Origin of the sequence: Synechococcus sp. W60.1 (assembly GCF_047461575.1) — a bacterium.
Lineage (GTDB): Bacteria > Cyanobacteriota > Cyanobacteriia > Thermostichales > Thermostichaceae > Thermostichus.
In genome coordinates this window covers 227,736-242,328 of record NZ_JANSHL010000001.1, presented here as the reverse complement: position 1 = coordinate 242,328, position 14,593 = coordinate 227,736, and the positions used below count along the sequence as shown (strand labels likewise).

General features: G+C 60.6%; 13 protein-coding genes and 1 tRNA gene. 9 read left to right on the top strand and 5 right to left on the bottom strand.

Going from position 1 to position 14,593, the window contains the following annotated elements:
• Window positions 1–119 precede the first annotated feature (119 nt).
• Together NW805_RS01090 and NW805_RS01085 are read left to right on the top strand one after the other, a co-directional pair.
• Window positions 120–206: transfer RNA gene (locus NW805_RS01090), tRNA-Ser, on the top strand.
• Between the two features lie 211 nt (window positions 207–417).
• Window positions 418–1,167: a phycocyanobilin:ferredoxin oxidoreductase gene (locus NW805_RS01085; RefSeq protein WP_414351485.1), complete on the top strand. Its 750-nt coding sequence runs from the start codon at window positions 418–420 to the stop codon at window positions 1,165–1,167.
• On the opposite strand, the gene NW805_RS01080 is transcribed toward NW805_RS01085, so the two are convergent.
• Window positions 1,164–1,997, bottom strand: a complete 834-nt coding sequence (locus NW805_RS01080; RefSeq protein ID WP_414421372.1) for a hypothetical protein — start codon at window positions 1,995–1,997, stop codon at window positions 1,164–1,166. The two genes, NW805_RS01085 and NW805_RS01080, sit on opposite strands and share 4 nt — an antisense overlap.
• A gap of 462 nt (window positions 1,998–2,459) precedes the next feature.
• Here NW805_RS01080 and prmA point away from each other — a divergent pair, with 462 nt between their 5' ends.
• The 5 genes from prmA to NW805_RS01055 all read left to right on the top strand — a co-directional run bounded on the left by prmA (window position 2,460) and on the right by NW805_RS01055 (window position 7,137).
• Complete coding sequence (gene prmA / locus NW805_RS01075; protein ID WP_414421483.1) at window positions 2,460–3,353, top strand: 50S ribosomal protein L11 methyltransferase; 894 nt, start codon at window positions 2,460–2,462, stop codon at window positions 3,351–3,353.
• Entirely contained in the window at window positions 3,323–4,159 is an 837-nt protein-coding gene (locus tag NW805_RS01070) for a 16S rRNA (uracil(1498)-N(3))-methyltransferase (protein WP_414421371.1), read from the top strand. The genes prmA and NW805_RS01070 overlap by 31 nt, the downstream gene beginning before the upstream one ends.
• Before the next feature lie 94 nt (window positions 4,160–4,253).
• Complete coding sequence (gene hisS / locus NW805_RS01065) at window positions 4,254–5,552, top strand: histidine--tRNA ligase (RefSeq protein ID WP_414421370.1); 1,299 nt, start codon at window positions 4,254–4,256, stop codon at window positions 5,550–5,552.
• Entirely contained in the window at window positions 5,546–6,757 is a 1,212-nt protein-coding gene (locus tag NW805_RS01060; protein WP_414421369.1) for a hypothetical protein, read from the top strand. Before hisS ends, NW805_RS01060 begins: the two co-directional genes overlap by 7 nt.
• Complete coding sequence (locus NW805_RS01055) at window positions 6,715–7,137, top strand: hypothetical protein (protein ID WP_414421368.1); 423 nt, start codon at window positions 6,715–6,717, stop codon at window positions 7,135–7,137. Before NW805_RS01060 ends, NW805_RS01055 begins: the two co-directional genes overlap by 43 nt.
• 8 nt (window positions 7,138–7,145) lie before the next feature.
• On the opposite strand, the gene NW805_RS01050 is transcribed toward NW805_RS01055, so the two are convergent.
• From NW805_RS01050 to NW805_RS01035, 4 genes are all read right to left on the bottom strand, one after another.
• A complete protein-coding gene (locus tag NW805_RS01050; RefSeq protein WP_414382364.1) occupies window positions 7,146–7,988 on the bottom strand; it encodes a universal stress protein in 843 nt (280 codons plus the stop codon).
• Window positions 7,989–8,089: 101 nt separating this feature from the next.
• Window positions 8,090–8,911 (bottom strand): hypothetical protein, encoded by an 822-nt coding sequence (locus tag NW805_RS01045; RefSeq protein WP_414421367.1) that lies wholly within the window; start codon window positions 8,909–8,911, stop codon window positions 8,090–8,092.
• A 132-nt stretch (window positions 8,912–9,043) separates the two neighbouring features.
• Window positions 9,044–10,174 carry a hypothetical protein gene (locus NW805_RS01040; protein ID WP_414421366.1) on the bottom strand — a complete coding sequence of 377 codons (1,131 nt, stop codon included), beginning with the start codon at window positions 10,172–10,174 and terminating at the stop codon, window positions 9,044–9,046.
• On the bottom strand, window positions 10,171–11,811 hold the full coding sequence (locus tag NW805_RS01035) for a hypothetical protein (protein ID WP_414421365.1): 1,641 nt from the start codon (window positions 11,809–11,811) through the stop codon (window positions 10,171–10,173). The genes NW805_RS01040 and NW805_RS01035 overlap by 4 nt, the downstream gene beginning before the upstream one ends.
• 267 nt (window positions 11,812–12,078) lie before the next feature.
• Between NW805_RS01035 and NW805_RS01030 the strand changes: the two genes are divergently transcribed.
• Together NW805_RS01030 and NW805_RS01025 are read left to right on the top strand one after the other, a co-directional pair.
• Window positions 12,079–12,480, top strand: coding sequence for a cupin domain-containing protein (locus NW805_RS01030; protein WP_414356659.1), 402 nt, complete (start codon window positions 12,079–12,081; stop codon window positions 12,478–12,480).
• A 150-nt stretch (window positions 12,481–12,630) separates the two neighbouring features.
• Window positions 12,631–14,565 carry a cellulose biosynthesis cyclic di-GMP-binding regulatory protein BcsB gene (locus NW805_RS01025; protein ID WP_414421364.1) on the top strand — a complete coding sequence of 645 codons (1,935 nt, stop codon included), beginning with the start codon at window positions 12,631–12,633 and terminating at the stop codon, window positions 14,563–14,565.
• The last annotated feature ends 28 nt before the right edge of the window (window positions 14,566–14,593 follow it).

The following is a 14,593-nucleotide window of genomic DNA, read 5'->3' as shown; positions in this document are numbered from 1 at the left end:
GCGGTGCGGAGCACTTTCCCATCAACCGCATCCCGTGGGGGAAGCAAGCTTGGCTTTGAGGCTGGGAAGAAGCAGGAGACTCGGTTTGCCGTTAAGATGGTAAAGCCCCACAGCTGACTGGAAGGGTGACAGAGTGGTTGATTGTGACGCTCTCGAAAAGCGTTGTGACTGCAAGGTCACCGTGGGTTCGAATCCCACCCCTTCCGTTACCATGTAATCCGATAACGTACCGGCTATCGGACAGAGATGGGCTGTACTTGGAGGTGATGCTTAATGGGTCGAAGCTTTCGCCCAATCCCTTCAGGTCAGCGGTGCAGTTCCCCTGCCTTGGGCACAGCACTTTTGACACTTTTGAAGAATTGAAGGGGGCCACCCCTCAAGCGTGGACGGGTTTCTCAGCCTTTCTTTTGGGGTCTTATGCTCACCGCTCCTGCTCTCTCTGCCCAACTGCATCCGCTCATTCAGGGCTTATCTGAGGCAATCCTGAACGTTTGGGGATCTACCCTCACCCTAGCCCCCTATCCTCTGCCTGAAGATCTGGGCTACGTGGAAGGCCGCCTAGAGGGTGAGAAATTGCAAATTGAAAACCGCTGCTACCAAGGGGATCCCTTTCGCAAACTGCACCTGGAGCTGGCCCAGGCCGGGCAGAGCCTGGATATTCTCCATTGCGTTATGTTTCCGCAGCCGCAGTACCCGCTGCCGCTGTTCGGTTGCGACATTGTGGTCGGTCGCGGACAGGTGAGCGCCGCCATTGTCGATCTCTCGCCGGTGACCCCCAGCTTGCCCGATCTCTATATCCAAGAGCTGGAAGCGTTGGGATCCCATCTCGTCCCTTTCCAACACCGGCGCCGGTTGCCGGAGTGGGGCACGATTTTTTCTCCCTACTGTCTGTTCGTGCGTCCTGCCGACGAAGCAGAGGCCGAGCGCTTTTTACACTTTGCCTGCCGTTTCCTGGAAATTCACTGCCGGCTGGCGCAGCAGATCCCCCCGCAGACGGATCCCGGCCAGATTTTGGCCCACTACCAGGGGCAGCAGCGCTATTGCAGCCAGCAACAGCAGAACGACCGCACCCGCCGCGTTTTGGAAAAAGCTTTTGGCCCCGCCTGGGCAGAGCGCTACATGAACACCGTCCTTTTTGACTTGCCTCCCAGTCCCGTGCAGATCTAGGCGGGATCCCCTTGCAGCCGCTGCTGGATGCTCAAGGCCAATTTTTGCCCCAGGAACTCCGGCATGGCTGGAGTTGAATCCGGCCCTAGCAAGTAAAAAATGAAGCGCGTCTGCTTGCGGCGGAGCATCAAGTTGAGGTTAACAACGGTCAAATCCTCCTGCGCAAGAACCGTCATCACCCGGTAGAACGCGCCCGGCTGGTTGTCCACATCCACCAGAAGTGTGGGCAAATGAAACACCGGGTCAAAATAAAAAGAAACCTGCACGTCTTTTAGTCCGGCCTTGAGATCAAACTCCAGCGCCAAGGTTTCATGAACGCGAAACACACCCGCCAGGCATTCGTGAATGGCCCGTTCTAGGCTGAGCTTGGTTTGGGAAGAAAGGCTGTGGCCATCGCGGGAGACGATGGTGCGGATAAACACCAGGTGCGGTGAGTAGATTTGCCCATAGAGATGGATGCCGTGCACCGAGAGATTAAAAGCGGTGAACACCCCAAACAGATCGCTGAGCAGGGAAGGTCGGTTGCGGTAGGCCAGACAAACCACCGTCTTGCGACCTTCGTCCTGCATCTGTACCACCGCCTTGCGGGTTTGGTAGAGGGCGTAGGCCAAGCGCAGATTTTGGGCCTGCACCTCGCTGCTGACAAACTGGCTGTAAAAAGGCGGAAAGCTCTGATTAAAACGCCGCATCAGAGCGGATCGCGTCAGCGGCACGGAGTCTTTGGGAGTGCTGACTTTGAGCGGCTGGGGATCCTCATGGGCAGCCCTTTCCCCTCTGGTAATCCCCCAAGGAGCTACCTTCGGCTGCTGCCCTGACTGCTCAATTGACATCGACCTCGCCACCTGCATTGCTCTTTCTTTATCCTTACATCGTTGCTCAGTACGCCCTAGCCAAACCCCATCTATCCGCAAAATCACTGAGGATCGGAACGAATGTCAACGCTGCATCCAATTCTTGTTCAATGCTTTTGGACTTAATCTATCTCACAGGGCTGAGCTGGTCATCCAAAGAGCCGCTGAGGGTCATCCCCCAATTGGGGGGATCCTTCCCTTCTTCGCTGCTGAACCGACGCTGTGAGCCTTTCAATCCCAGAATAGCCAGAATAAGCCTAAACTATGAATTGAGCAGAGCGCTGCAATTTTTGATATAAAGTGCCGCATTGAGTGCTGGCCGGCTGGGTGACATGAAGCGCTATCTTGTTGGCCATCACTTTGGTTTTTCCCTAGGTTTGTGAAGGGATCCCTGTGAGCAGAACTGTTGCCAATCCCACTCCGTTTTCGCCCGCACAAGCGCTGGACCCCGCTGGTGCTTGGTGGGATCTCAGTCTCATCACTTCCCCTGCCCAAGAAGACCTGATCTTTTGGCGGCTGGAGAGTTTTGGCTGTCGGGGCATGACCAGCCAAGCCTATGGCGAAGATCAGATTTGCATTCACGCCTATCTGCCTTGGCCTCACGTCAGCCTCTTGGATTTGGCAGCCCTCTCCCTGCGCCTGCAGCAAGATGCCCTCATTGCCGGTCAGCGGGTTCCGAAGCTGCGCTGGGAACGCATAGAGGCGGAAGATTGGAGCAGCAGTTGGAAGCAGCACTGGCAGCCCCAACCCATCGGGGATAAGTTGCTCATTTGTCCGGCCTGGCTGGATCCGCCCCCTCACCCCGGTCGGCACCTGTTGCGGCTGGATCCCGGTATGGCCTTCGGCACGGGCACTCACCCCACCACGCAGCTCTGTCTGGAGTCGCTGGAAATGCGTCTGGAGAGCTGGGGAGGGGATCCCCCGGCGGCGACGCTGGCGGATGTGGGCTGTGGATCCGGCATTTTGTCGTTGGCGGCGGCCCTGCTGGGGGTGAAGCGGGTGTTTGCGGTGGACGTCGACCCCCTGGCGGTGCAGGCCACGATGCACAACCGCGATCTCAACGGCCTGACGGATCGCATTGTGGTCGCTCAGGGCAGCCTGGAGCATATTCCCGAAATGGTGGATGGGCTGGTGTGCAACATCCTGGCAGATGTGATCCTGGATATGATCCCGGAGTTTCGGCTGGTGGTGAAGGAGGGGGGATGGCTGATCCTCAGCGGCATCCTCATCGAGCAGGCCAAGTTGGTGGCGGAGATGCTGGAGGCCAACGAATGGGTGGTGGCAGCCCTCTGGCGACGGGGGGAATGGTGTTGTCTGAACGCACGCATGACCTGAGCGCTTTGCCCCGATTGGCGATTGACCCAGCGCAGCGGGATCCGAGTGGTGTTCTCCATTTAACCGGTCTGCAACAGCACTACTTGCAGCGGGTGCGCCGCCTCAGGCCGGGGGATCCCTTTTTGGTTCTGGATGGCTCAGGCAAGCTGTGGGCGGCCCGTTGGCAAGCCCAGGGATCCCAAATTGTGGGCGAGGTGGAGACGCTGCCGCGGGAATTGCCTGTTTCTTTGCATCTGGGCTTGGCGGTGGTCAAAGGGCAGGGGTTTGACGAGGTGCTCCGCCAGGTTACCGAGCTGGGGGCGGCGCGAATTACCCCCCTGCTGACGGAGCGCACCGTGTTGGAACCGGGATCTGGGCGGCAGGAACGCTGGCAAAAAATTGTGCGGGAGGCCGCAGAACAATGTGAGCGGTTGCGCTGGCCTCAGGTTGATCCCCCCACCCCTTGGACAAGTTGGCTGGCGGAGCTGCAAGCCGTTCGCGCTACTCGGACGGAGTCCTTCTGGTGGGGTATAGCCGTGGCGCGCGAGAACGCCCCCCTGCTGGTGCAGGCCCTGCCAAAGCTGCAGATCCCGGCCTTGGCCATAGCCATTGGCCCAGAAGGGGGCTGGACGGTTGCCGAACGTCGGCAGGCTGAGGAATATGGGGGAGTGTCCGTCTCCCTTGGCCCTACCATCTTGCGAGCTACCACCGCCGCTGTTGTTGCCACCAGCCAAATTGCCGCCACCTACTCCTGGTTGGACTCGAGCTTGGATCAGGGTCATTTGGCTCCGCTAGCGACGGGGAGTGTTGTCGCCGATAATCAATAACTAGGCCGTTTGCGTCAGCGGGACGGAGTCCTTTGACGAGAACAGCCATTGGCATAGCAGGCGGCCAGGCCCACCCCAGGGAGGGAGAACGAGAATGGAGATGATCCAGGCGGTGCGGGGCACCCGAGATATTCTGCCGCAGGAGGTGCGGCTCTGGCAGCAGGTGGAAGCCAGCGCCCGAGAGATCCTGGGACGGGCCAACTACCAAGAAATTCGCACCCCCATCCTGGAGTTGACGGAGCTCTTTGCCCGCAGCATTGGCAGTGCCACCGACGTGGTGGGCAAGGAGATGTACTCCTTCAGCACCCGTGGCGAGCAAGAGGTGAGCCTGCGCCCAGAGAACACAGCAGGTGTGGTGCGGGCCTACATCCAGCACGGGCTGCAAACGGCTGGAGATGTGCAACGCCTCTGGTATTGTGGGCCGATGTTTCGCTATGAGCGTCCCCAGGCGGGGCGGCAACGCCAGTTCCACCAGTTGGGGGTAGAGCTGCTGGGCAGCCGGGATCCCCGCGCCGATGCGGAAGTCATCGCCTTGGCCTGGGAGCTGTTGCAAGCGGTGGGGGCGGAGAACCTGAGCTTGCGGCTCAATTCCCTGGGGGATCTGCAGGATCGGCGGGCCTATCGCCAGGCCCTGGTGGACTACCTCACCCCCTTGCGGGAGAAGCTGGATCCTGACTCACAAGAGCGTCTCACCCGCAACCCGCTGCGCATTCTGGATAGCAAGGATCCCCGCACCCGCGAGATTGCCGAGGGGGCCCCCAAGCTGCCGGATTACCTCGGCCCAGAATCGCGGGCTTTCTTCGAGCAGGTGCAAGCTCACCTGCAGATGTTGGATATTCCCTACCAGTTGGATCCCCACTTGGTGCGGGGCCTGGACTACTACACCGACACCGCCTTTGAGATCGTCTCACCTGACTTGGGATCCCAGAGTACCGTCTGTGGGGGTGGTCGCTACGACGGCTTGGTGGAAGAGCTGGGCGGACCTTCTACCCCAGCGGTGGGCTGGGCCGTCGGCATGGAGCGGCTGGTGCTGCTGTTGCAAAAGAAACAAGGGGAGGCTCCGCCAGCACCGGTCGAGGTTTACGTGATCTCCCGTGGGGCGAAGGCTGAGGCCCAATCCCTCCGGATCGCTCAAGCGCTGCGCCAAGCTGGTTTCTGCACCGAGCTGGATCTGAGCGGCAGCGCCTTTGGCAAGCAGTTCAAACGGGCCAGCCGCAGCGGCGCAACTTGGGCTGTTGTGCTAGGGGATGCGGAAGCTGTGGCCGGAGAGGTACAGCTTAAGCACCTGCCTACAGGGCAACAGCAAACCCTTTTGCAAGCCGATCTGATTCAGTATCTGGCATGCCATTCGGGTCAGCAGTGCGGAGCACCTAAGGTGATGGAGCTATGTTAAATTTCTGGGTTCGGCGGGACGGCCAGGAAGACTGGCAGCCAGTACCAGCCGAGGGAGCAGTTCTGGAAGAAGATACCTACACCATTGTTGCCCGTTCGCCCCAGCCCCACTTCACCATCACGGTGGAAGTCCGGCAGCGTCCTCTGTCGTCGCAGAATCAGGGCCCTGACACCGCCCCGACTCCCCCACAAGTCCAAACCCGTTCTGTGCGCACCAACGATGAAGGGATCGGCATTATTTTGCCCGCCAGCCACCTCACCCCTGGGTTTTGGGAATTGCACTGTCGAGATGCCGACTTGATCGCAGAACTGTTCGGCGAAACCGAGTTGGACAATTGTCTCCGTTTTCAGGTTGTGCCTGCCCCTCTGGAGCCGGAACGAGGGATCCCTGCCCCGGTGGCTGAAGAGGCCGGGTTTGAGCCCCCCCAGAAAAAAGAGGTCGCCATCCCGCCAGAGCTGTTTTCCCTAATGCACAGTGAATTGGAGGGATCCCCGGATGAGGTGCTGGTGTTGACGGGGCGGATCGGCTGCAGCGGCGAGCTGCGGGTACAGGTTTGGCCAGAAGGGGAGGAGAGGCCGCTTTTCCAGGGACAACGGCAAATTCAACTCCCGGCGGGGGCGCGGACGGCGGTGTTCAGCATCCCCATCACCCTGCCCAGCCAAGTGTGGGCCCGTCCTTTACGGGGAGAACTGGCCCTCACTCCCTCTTCCTGGCGGGATGCAGACCGGCCTTCCCAGCCCTTGACGATTCCGTTTTCCGTCCGCTGTCGAGACCTTCGCGTCAGCGTTGCGGAGCAACAAGGCGGAGAGCTGCCTCCCGCCTCCCCTCCGCGTCAGTATTGGGGAGCAACAAACATCCCACTGGCCCGGTTGCGGGAAGACCCCCCCTTAACCTTGCTGTCTCCCGAACGCACCCTGCAAAAGCTGTTGCGCATCTGGCAACACAGCGCCCCCATTTCCGTCAGCGTTGCCGAGCAACAGCGAGAGGAGGACTCAGCTTCGCCCGTTCAGCCCGCCGAGACCCAAGCCCTCCGCTCCTTCCCGGAAAAGGATCCCCTGCCATCTGCGCCCAACCCCTCCGCTCAGCCCCTACCCGAAGCAGAGACGGCAGAGTTGCCATCGCCCATCTCCTCCCCTTCCCACCACCCCAAGCTGAGGCCATCTTGCCAACGCAAGCGGCAGCCGGGATCCCGAGTAGCCCTGTAGCTCCCTCTGAAAACTCGCTGCTGCCCCCCGCTCCGCCTGGGGTTTGTCCAACTCCCCAACTGGTGGTGCCCGAGCAACTCCGAGCCGGAGACAATTTCGATGTGGTGTTGCGCTTGCCCCCCACGACCAACCCTGCTGCAGGCCATCAAGCCCCTTTTTGGATCAAGTTTTGGGTGAAGCACGGGCGCACTCGCTCTTTGGTGGATGGCCCCCGCTGGTTGCTGGACTTCTCCCGCGACGATCAGGGGCAGTGGCAAGCCCTCACCCGCATGACCATCCCTCCCGGAGTCCCTGAGCTGATCTTTGAAGCTTGGGCCGTCAGCCCGGATCGTCAGCAGCAGAGTGACCGAGTTACAGAGCGCCGCTCCATACTGCCTTGAAGCCTGGCTCAGTCGCTGTCTTGGACGGAACGCACCATCAGCACGGGGCAGCCGATGTGAACCCGCACATAGTCAGAGATGGAACGCCCCAACAGCCGATCCAAATCGGGAATGCTGCGGGCAATGGTAGGTCGGCGGTCAGGGGATCCCATCACCAGCAGATCGGCGTTGCTCTCGGCGGCTAAGCGGACAATTTCTGTGCCCGGATCCCCGACGGCAGTTAACACTTGGTGGCCGATTTGCCGGTTTTTGAGGGTATCGATTGCCCGATCTAGGGCCTCATCTCTACCTGGGTTGTCGGCATCCAACTGCACAGAGGCCAGGAAGATCTGGGCCCCTTGAATGCCGGAGATCAAGTCAAGGGCCGTGGCAAAGGCGGCCTGGGCAGCGGGGGAGTTGTTGAGGGCCACCATGACATGGCTGGGGTATTTGACGTAGGCGTCGTCTTTGACCAGCAGCATTGGGCAGGAGGCGAGCTGGAACACATATTGGCTCACCGAGTTCTGCAAAATGGCCATGATGCGGTTGCGCCCCCGGGATCCCATGACAATCAGCGGATTGGGCAGGGACTCGGCCACCTGCAGCACCACCACCTTGGGATCCCCTTCCACCAGTTGCGTGCTGATCTTTAGCCCTGGGCGGGGGGGGAAAGTCTGCAGGGTTTGGGCCAGCAGTTCCTGCCCCTTTTGCCAGGCAGCCCGCATCTCCTCGGCAGAGGTCTGGGAAGGCACCGCATGCAGCAATGTCACGTGGCACTGGGCAAAGGCCGGCAGAGACAGAAGGGTATGCACCATTTGCTCAGTGGGGCCGCTGCCATCGATGGCGGCAATGAGGTTCTCAAATCGAGACATGGGATCCGTTCTCCGGGCCGTAGTTTGCCAAGACTCATCCTAGATCTGCCCCTGCGGATCCCTGTTACCGTAGGGGATATCCTGCAACATTTTGTTTGGTTTCAGTAACTTAGCCACACATAGCCGGTAAAGCCGCCGCCGGCATTGGTGTTGCGGCCGGTCAAGAATTGAAACCCTCCCAAGCCCAGCGTTAACCCTCCCTCCAACCGCCAGTTGAGCTGGCCCGAAAGCTTGAGGTTGTCGTAGTCGGGATCCTGAACGGCCAAATCCCCGAACAACAAAGGCGCGCCGTTGCCCAACGTAAAATCCCCATCCAGGGCCAGGATGGCCTGCAGCTCAGGAGTCAGGTCTGCCCCGAAGGTCAGGTTGGCCTTGACCCGATCCCCGGGATAGCCCAAGTAATCTCGGAACGTGAGGCAGGAGTCGAAAAAGGCGGGCAGGGATCCCAACTGGGTATTGGCTGCCGCCCCAACTTTGAGATCATAGCCGAAAACACCGTACCCCAAGGGCAGGGGAATGTCTTGGGTGGCATATCCGGGCGGGATCAAGGCCGTTAGCTGAGCCGAGAAGAAGGGATCCCCGTTCCCCCAAGTATGGCGCAGGCCCAGTTCCAGATCCCGCAGGCCCTGGTTGCGCTGGGTAACGGTGTCAGCCCCGCTGGCAAAGCGATTTTCGATGAAAACGTAGCTGGTGTTGAGGTTGAGAGTGAGCTGATCGCTAAGGCCAGTCTCGGCGAAAAGGTTGAGGCGGGTTTCTCCGTACTCCGAAAGGGCCGGCTGCAGGCGTCCCCCCTGATCAAAGCGGGTGCGAGGCCGATAGACCTCCGGCTGCAGCGAAAAGAAAGTCTTGCCTGCACCGCGGGGAAAGCCGCAGCCCGCCCAGGCCAGCTGCTCCGGCGGCATTGTGCTGACCACCAGACTCACCAGCAGGCTTGCCCATGGAAATCTAGGCTTCTTCATGGCAGGGGGATCCCGGCAGTTTCAGGGGGATTGTATCCCCAGGATCAAGCTCTGGGCCAAGATCCGGGACAAAACCGGCTTTGGAACGACTGCTAACTATGAGGTGGCAGCCGGTAGGCCCACCTGTGCCCGGAATTGGCGAGCGGCGGTCAGCGCTCCGAAGGGATCCCCCTTATACAGGCCGTAGTGCATCAAGGACAGGTGCCGCAGCCCCAGTTGAGACACTTCCTGCAGCCACTCCGGCTGGCTCATGAGCTGAAAGTCTGTATGGACGGTGTCGGCCCGTCCGCCGCTGGGGTGCTTGTCCTTAATCGATGGCTCGTAGTGGGCCAACATCAGGTTGGGGTGGATGGGGGAAAACAGGCGGCAACAGAGGCGGATCTGCTCCGGGTTACCGGGATCCGGGCCGTTCAGCTCTGGGTTAAACTCCCCTGGCCGCCGCTGGCGCATCGACTGGAAGGCGATCCCGTCCATCCGGCTCAGGGTCTCGGCAAAGGGCTCCACCATGCTGCGGCCTGCCCCCCGGGAAGGGTCGTCAAAGGTGGCAATCCAGCCCCCCCAGCACAGGGCTACTTCGGCTGCCGGCAGCCGCTCCTTGATGGCTTGGCGGGCTGTGAGGACATTGCGCATTAGGGCTTGGTAGTAGAAAGCAGTGTCGGCGTTGTAGGTATCTGCTGGGATCCGCCAATAGGAGAACTCCGTGGCCAGGCTCCAATAGGTAGGGCGGCCTTGGGGGTTGGCTTGAGCGATATAGCCGGCCAATTCGGCTACATCCTGGACAAACTGCCTGGAGATGTGGTAGTCGCCGCAGGGGCGGTGGGTGTCGTCTTCCCAGGTGATGATGTGGAGGGTATAGCCCCGCTCAAACCACTGCCGCAAAAGCCCGGCCTGGTGCCAGTTGCGCCAAAAGGAGAGATCCCCCTGGCGGTGATCAAAGCTGTTCAGCCAGCCGCTCAGGAAATGGGGATCCCACCCCTGCGCCACTGCCGCCACCTGCGGATCCGACTCGATTTCCCAGAGGAAGCGACCGGGATCCTCGCCAATGCCCACCTGCCAGCGGGCCAGCAGCTCTGACAAGTTCATGCTTCCCGTCTCGGCATTTTCCGGGCTGCGACTCCCCTGCTGACTCAAAAACTCCTGGCCACAGCCGGCAACCCCATAGGCAGCCAGCAGCGCTCCGCGCGCTTGCAGCACCTGTCGCCGCTGCCAGGATCGTCTCCTTTTCATCTCCTCTCCTCCTGCGGTTCCTCTTGGTGTTGGCGAGCCCACAGCCGCACTTGGGGGGAGCTATAAACCTCCCTGAAGCCCGGCAGCCCCTCAAAATTGAGCTCAGGCCAAAATTGCAGGATGCGATCGGCGCTCCGCAAGGGATCCGCCAGCCCCGCTACCAAGAGGTAGTCCACCCTTTCCTGGGGATGCTGAAGGGCCAGGGCAAACTCGTACTGGTGAGGAGTAAGGAAAGAGCGGGGATCCCTTGCCCAAAAGATAGCCTCAAAGTGGATGTCGTCGTCCACCAGCACTTTTCGCCCGGGCAACAGGTGGCGATAGAGATACTGCCCAACCTGGCGCTTTTCCTGCCGCAGCCTCCGCCAGTCTTCTAGGGCTTGCCCAGCAGAGGTTACTTCATACAGGTTTTGGGCAGCTTCCAACTCGCCACTAAGGGGCACTACCCCTGCCACCAGCCGCTCCCAGAGATCCCGCTCCTCGGCCACCAGGGGCATGAGGAAACCCGGCTCTTGGCTCACCCCATAACCGGCAGTGAGGCAGTTCAACCCCAAGAGGGCAGTGATCAACAGGCGCTTAGCCCAGCCGGGGCCGGCTCCGCGACACAAGTAGGCGCCCATCAGCAAAGGCAGCGGCACCCAGAAAAGGCCAAAGCGGCTCAGCTCCCGCAAAAACAGCCCCTGCCCTAGAGAAGCCAGCAGGATGACCAGCGGCATCCCCCAGACCAGAGCCCATACCCAGCGACCCGGGCCTCGGCCCAGCAGGGATCCCAGCCCCAACAGCAGATAGGCAGGGGCCAGCACCGCCAGCCATTTCCCAGCCTCCAGCACCCCCCGCCAGCCACCCGCCTGCTGCAAGTCTTCCCGCAATTGCGGCAGCCGCAGACCGCTGCCCACCTGGTAGGTGAAAGCCCAGGGATCCCCTGCCGACAGCCAGTTCACGTACAGCCAGCTCAACATCAGGGCCAGGCTGATAAACCCCGCCACCAGCACCGCCGTCAGCCGGAAACCCCAGGACTGTTTGCGAAAAGCCAACAGCAGCATCCCTGCCACCCAGGGCAGCAGCCACCCACTTTCCCAACGCAGCACCATCAGGGGCCCCAGCGCCAGCCCAATGAGCAGCAGCCGCAGCGCAACGGGCAGCTCGCCAGGATCCGCCCCAGTCTCTGCCCTGGCCTGCTCCTCTTTACTCAAGGGAAACAGCAGGGCCATGTTCACCCCCACCAACCCTGCTGTGGCTGTCCAAACAGGGCTGCGCAGCAGCATCAAGATCAAAGCCGGCTGCACCACCATCAACAAACCCCACAGCCAGCACCATCCCACCTCCACCGGCAAACGGCGTAACTGCCGCCACACCCAGCCCAGCACCAGAGAGCCGAAGACAGTCTGCAACAACAGCGGGGATTGTCCCAGAATGGCCGTAGCCAGCACCAGCAAGGGAGGAAAGGTGGTGCCCACAATGGGCAGGCGCGGATCCGGCCCCAAGGCCGCCACGGATCCCTTGTAGCCGAGAAACTGCATCTCCAAGCTCACCCAGCCCCAGCCTTCCTTCAAACCCCACAGAAGGCTAGCCAGCAGCAGAAACAGGATCCCGGTAGACCCGAAGAGCCGCAAGAAAGCCCTGAGCTTGGTGAGAAACATGGGTTGCTTTAACGACTTCAAGAAGTTAGAAGGCAACTCATTCAACAGCGAATCAAGCCTTAAGAGTTGTCTGATGAGAACAAGTTTCAGAAAAAGTATGGGGATGGGCTGACGTGTCTGGGAACTGGACACAGGGCTAGATTAGCATTCCCTGGCCTGAGAGACTTTATCTACGAGTTTTGGCGTAGGCCAATTCAGCCAGATTGTCGATGAGGGGTTCTCGGATTCTGAGAGAGGATGGGGACGACTTTGCAAGGACATGATCTTATGTTGCAGGCTGTGCGGGGCGTGAATGATGCAGCAGTTCCAGCGCTTGAGCTGGTACCCTCTCAAGCAGAAACCCGTCCTTGGGGATCCTTCTGGGTTTTGGATGAAGGCCCGATGTACAAGATCAAGCGCATCGAGGTGAAGCCTGGCCATCGGCTCAGCCTGCAGATGCACTACCACCGCAGCGAGCACTGGATCGTGGTCAGGGGCACAGCGAAAGTGACCCGTGGAGAAGAGGTGATGCTGCTGAGCTCCAACGAGTCCACTTACATTCCCCCCTGCACCAAGCACCGCCTGGAAAACCCCGGCACCCTTCCCTTGGTGTTGATCGAGGTGCAAAACGGGGAATACCTCGGGGAAGACGACATCGTGCGCTTTGAGGACGACTACGCCCGCCAGTAGAGGGATCCCCTGGGCATCCGAATCCACGATTTGTGCGTACAGACCCCGAAAGCTTACAGATTTCTGCATGTCGGGCAAACTTGGGTCAGGTGGGCCAAGGGGCTTGCCTGCACTAGACAAGTGAGGGATAAGCAAGAGGGGGTCAAGGTGATGCAGAAGGCAAGACAGTGGGCTTTGTGGGTTGCCGGTTTGCTTTGGTGTTGCGGGCCAACGGCTGCCCAGGCAGCGGAAGTCATTTCTCTGCAAAGGCTGGGCTACGACCGCTCGGTGCTGCTGCAAGGAGCTAACCCGCGCCTGGATGTTACTGTCCCTGCCCCCCTCAACGGCCTTGACCCCGAGGCCAGCTTTGTGCAGTTGCGCCTGGATCCCTCGCCGGTGTTGAAACCTACGTCCACGGTGCGGGTGCTGATCAATGACGAGCTGGCGGGTATCTTCCTGGTGCAAGATCTGCGGCAGGAGCCGGTGGTGCGGGTGCCCATCCCCAGCTTGGCGTGGAGCGAGCGCTTCATCACCCTATCGGTGCAGCCTTTTTTGAGCATTACCGACGACATCTGTGCCGACTTGAATACCGGCAACCTGCTGCTGACGGTGGGGCGGGACAGTTTCTTTGAGCTGGCGCCCCTCGTTCCTGATGCCACGGTGGCCGGTTTTCTGGGCCGGCTGTATCCTCAGGTTACTTTGGTAGTGCCGGCCAATCCTTCCTCTGAGACGGCGGAAGCAGCTCTGTGGCTGTACAGCCTCCTTTCTCACCTGTTTCCGCAAACGCCCATCCTGTGGAGCAACCGTCCGAAGCAGGGGGCACAGGTGATCTTAGAGCCGGCCAATTTCACCCCCCACTTGCAGCATCAAATTACCCCAGAGGGATCCCGCCTGCGAGTGGCCGCCCGCCGGGAAGCTATTCTTGCTCTCTATGAAGAATGGAAGCGGGCGGGGCTGGTCAGCCGCGGCATCCAGGTGACAAGGGTGGCGGATCTGGAGAGAGCGCTCAGGGCCAACCGCCTCAGCCTGCGAGAGCTGGGGATCGTGGATCCCATGTTGCGGGGGTTTGGCAGCCAGTCTTTGGTCTTCAACTTCAACCTGTCCCAATTGGGGGGGCGGCCGCGGGATCTGGCGGCGCAACTAGACGTCATTATGAACCCGGTGGATGGCCGAGTGGGGGATCGCCTCACCGGCTACGTGTTCTTGAATGGCGTTCTGTTGCGCACCTACAACCTAACCGGGCGCACCCAGCTCAACGAGACCGTAATCCTGCCCACCCGCCTGCTGCGCCGCTTTAATCAACTGGAGCTCCGCTTTGACTATGGCGCCAGCCCCGGTAATTGCCAGGGATCCCTGACCCCGCTGACTTTGCAAGTGCGTTCCGATAGCTCTGGCCTTCTCTGGAGCGGCTACCAAGCCCCTAGCGGCGAGCTGCAGGAGATCCCGGCGGTGCTGCAGGGATCCGGACGGGTTGGGTTGGGGGATCCCCAACTGCTGCCGGCTGCCGCCTACCTGGTCGGTGCCCTCAGCCGGCTGGCTGCCCGACCCCTGCTGCCCACCCTTGAGGTTTTGCCCAAAGAGGAAGCCAACCTGGAGACGGGGAACTTTGCCTGGCAGGTGATCGTGGCTGGGCCAGATCAGGTGGAGCTTAATAGCCCCATCCGGCTGGGATCCCAGTTTGAAATCATCAATCCCCTCAACCAGCAGGTGGCCTTGGCCGCTCAGCCTCAAGAAAACCTCGGCCTTTTGCAGTACTTTCTCCTGAAAGGTAAGCCGAACCTTTGGCTTTCCTGGTGGGGATCTGACCCGGCTTTGGCAGAACGCCTCAGCCGCGGCCTTGCCGATCCGCGCACCCGCCTGGCCAACCAGCTACAGGGAAACGTGCTCACCGCCTATGCCGCTGCCCCCGATCTCACCCAAGTACAGAGCTGGGATCTCACCCCGTCGGGCTATCGAGTGCGCTACCGCGGTCGCCTCAACTGGCAGCTCCTTTTGTGGCAGTACCGCTTTTGGCTGGTGCTTTTGCTGGCCATCCTGCTGGCTGTGGGGGCATGGGACACCTATCGACGTTTGGCCCGGCGACCTGAGCCGCCAACCCCCTCTTAAGCCAAGCGAGAACCTAAGATTCGCCTAG

Bases quoted from the DNA above. Each gene is read 5' to 3' on its own strand.
- NW805_RS01050 (WP_414382364.1), bottom strand. From the start codon at position 7,988: ATGTCTCGATTTGAGAACCTCATTGCCGCCATCGATGGCAGCGGCCCC.
- NW805_RS01085 (WP_414351485.1), top strand. From the start codon at position 418: ATGCTCACCGCTCCTGCTCTCTCTGCCCAACTGCATCCGCTCATTCAG.
- NW805_RS01025 (WP_414421364.1), top strand. From the start codon at position 12,631: ATGCAGAAGGCAAGACAGTGGGCTTTGTGGGTTGCCGGTTTGCTTTGG.
- NW805_RS01030 (WP_414356659.1), top strand. From the start codon at position 12,079: ATGTTGCAGGCTGTGCGGGGCGTGAATGATGCAGCAGTTCCAGCGCTT.
- hisS (WP_414421370.1), top strand. From the start codon at position 4,254: ATGGAGATGATCCAGGCGGTGCGGGGCACCCGAGATATTCTGCCGCAG.
- NW805_RS01040 (WP_414421366.1), bottom strand. From the start codon at position 10,174: ATGAAAAGGAGACGATCCTGGCAGCGGCGACAGGTGCTGCAAGCGCGC.
- NW805_RS01035 (WP_414421365.1), bottom strand. From the start codon at position 11,811: ATGTTTCTCACCAAGCTCAGGGCTTTCTTGCGGCTCTTCGGGTCTACC.
- NW805_RS01080 (WP_414421372.1), bottom strand. From the start codon at position 1,997: ATGTCAATTGAGCAGTCAGGGCAGCAGCCGAAGGTAGCTCCTTGGGGG.
- NW805_RS01070 (WP_414421371.1), top strand. From the start codon at position 3,323: ATGGTGTTGTCTGAACGCACGCATGACCTGAGCGCTTTGCCCCGATTG.
- NW805_RS01060 (WP_414421369.1), top strand. From the start codon at position 5,546: ATGTTAAATTTCTGGGTTCGGCGGGACGGCCAGGAAGACTGGCAGCCA.